This window comes from Actinomycetospora sp. (assembly GCF_055612215.1).
The window spans coordinates 1-1056 of record NZ_JBVPVA010001026.1 but is presented as its reverse complement, the minus strand read 5'-3'; the positions used below and the strand labels follow the sequence as shown (position 1 = coordinate 1056).

The 1056-nt window shown below is 74.8% G+C and carries 2 protein-coding genes; one reads left to right on the top strand and one right to left on the bottom strand.

Annotation, left to right across the window (positions count from 1 at the left end):
* Nucleotides 1-37: 37 nt before the first annotated feature.
* Nucleotides 38-901 carry a helix-turn-helix transcriptional regulator gene (locus AC0CYZ_RS27815; protein ID WP_472221348.1) on the top strand — a complete coding sequence of 288 codons (864 nt, stop codon included), beginning with the start codon at nucleotides 38-40 and terminating at the stop codon, nucleotides 899-901.
* Here AC0CYZ_RS27815 and AC0CYZ_RS27810 read toward each other — a convergent pair.
* On the bottom strand, nucleotides 868-1056 hold a 189-nt coding region (locus tag AC0CYZ_RS27810; RefSeq protein WP_472221347.1), incomplete at its 5' end, for an SDR family oxidoreductase. The two genes, AC0CYZ_RS27815 and AC0CYZ_RS27810, sit on opposite strands and share 34 nt — an antisense overlap.

Genomic DNA, 1056 nt, shown 5'->3' with positions numbered 1-1056 from the left:
ACCAGGCAGCACCCGGGTATCGACCTAGGCTGGGGTCGTGTCCGGTGACCACTCCACGCTCGGGGCCTTCCTGCGATCCCGACGCGACCGGCTGACGCCCGCCCAGGCCGGGATCGCCCCCTTCCCGGGCCCCCGCCGCGTCCCCGGACTGCGCAAGGAGGAGCTCGCCGTCCTCGCCGGATTGAGCCCTGACCACTACAGCCGCATCGAACAGGGCCGCCAGTCCACGATCTCCGACCAGCTCGTCGCGTCGCTCGCGCGCGCCCTGCAGCTCGACGAGTTCGAGCGGACCCACCTGCGCGACCTGGCGGCCCCGCCACCCCGGCGTCGCACCGGCGGACCCGAGGCCTCCCAGCGGGCCGACCCGGGCCTGCTGCGGATCCTGACCGCGCTCGACCACGTGCCCGCGCTGCTGCTCGGGCGCCGCGGCGTGGTGTTGGCCCGCAACCGCCTGCTCGCCGCCGCGCTCGGGACCGGGATGGAGCCCGGGTCGTCGTTCACCCGCTGGCTCTTCCTCGACCCCGGGGCCCGGGAGCGCATCGTGAACTGGGCCGACTTCGCCGCGGCCGCCGTCGGCGCGATGCGCTACGAGCTCGGCCGCCGCCCCGGCGACGACCGCCTCGCCCGCGAGGTCGAGGAGCTGCGTCGCGCCGATCCCGACGTCGAGCGGTGGTGGGACGACCACGGCGTCACCGACCGGACCTCGGTCACCAAGCACATCGCCCACCCCACCGCGGGCCCGCTGGCGTTCGGGATCGAGGCGGTCGTCCTGCCCCACGACCCCGACCAGCGCCTGGTCGTCTACACCGTCGAGCCCGACTCCCCCACCGCCCGCGTCCTGCCGCTGCTCGCCGGCTGGGGCCCCGATCAGTGGATGTGCGAGCCACCGTTGACGTCGTAGGTCGCGCCGGTGATGTAGCCGGTCTCGGGTCGGCAGAGGAACGTGATGAGGTCGGCGACGTCCTCGACCCGGCCGTTGCGCCCGACCGGGATGCCGGCGAGCAGGGCGGTCTTGCGCTCGCCCTCGAGCGCGCCGCCGGTGATGTCGGTGTCGAT